The 536-nt window shown below is 53.9% G+C and carries 1 protein-coding gene; it reads right to left on the bottom strand.

Annotated features, from left to right (window positions below):
* Positions 1-90: 90 nt before the first annotated feature.
* Positions 91-536: hypothetical protein (locus PLU01S_RS25270; RefSeq protein WP_218019582.1), on the bottom strand; the 446-nt coding region annotated here is incomplete at its 5' end.

Consider the following 536-nt stretch of genomic DNA (forward strand, 5'->3'; position numbering starts at 1 on the left):
GCTTGGCTAGATAAGCCTGAGCCTCCATCAGGGTGCGATCAGCGCTTTCAAACGTCTTCTTGCAATCTGCCAGTGCTTTCATGAGGTCCATCAGCTTGCTCTCCGTTGCATTTTTTGAAGGTGGCGTTGATACGCCTGCTGTGTCTGTTCTGGGCTCAGCCTGTATTTGCGAGCCTCGCTCTGTGCTAAGTGGGTAGCCAGAGCTTGTACGGTTGCTTCACGCTTAGCCTCGTCAACCACTACCGCTGGACGGGCTTGAGGCTCAGGCTCAACCGGCTTGTGTTCGGTCTGATGTGAGGGCTTCCAGGTAAAGCGAACCACATCGTTGCTGAGGAACTTGCGGCCCAGAGTCCCTGGTTCTATCGGGTAATAGGTGCCGTATGTAGAAGGTCCACCGAAATATGGCCGCGCCTTGATGCCGCCTTCTTCAAGCTTGATTAGCGTCCATGCGATGATGCTGATACGGCTCTTTTTAACGTCGAACTCACGCAGATCAATGTCTACGATCACCATCGCTCTGTCCTTGCCGGGCCTTA

It is taken from the genome of Pseudomonas luteola NBRC 103146, from assembly GCF_002091675.1.
GTDB classification, from domain to species: domain Bacteria; phylum Pseudomonadota; class Gammaproteobacteria; order Pseudomonadales; family Pseudomonadaceae; genus Chryseomonas; species Chryseomonas luteola.